1 protein-coding gene is annotated in these 252 nt (G+C 46.8%); it reads right to left on the minus strand.

What is annotated here, in order from left to right; translation table 11 throughout:
• Positions 1 to 252 (minus strand): riboflavin kinase (locus AAEY79_RS15780; RefSeq protein ID WP_352289576.1); only part of this gene is annotated, 252 nt, incomplete at both ends.

Consider the following 252-nt stretch of genomic DNA (forward strand, 5'->3'; position numbering starts at 1 on the left):
CGTATAAATTGGCATGTAATTGCGGGAAATGCACTTCTAGGCGCCAATTGTGCGGTTTATCCACTGAAGGTCGGGTGCCAATATTCGCAGCGCCAAATAAGCTGTGCGCACGCAGACCTGATAGCCCCGTTTGCCCATTTTCTATCAGCGTATTAAAGCCGTTTTCTAACATCTGTCCGTTATCATCCAGTATCACCACATCGACCGCAAAAATACCATGCAAAGCAGGTTTTATCCGCGCAAGGTCAATAT

Source organism: Psychrobacter sp. GW64-MNA-CIBAN-0177 (assembly GCF_040309585.1).
Lineage (GTDB): Bacteria > Pseudomonadota > Gammaproteobacteria > Pseudomonadales > Moraxellaceae > Psychrobacter > Psychrobacter okhotskensis.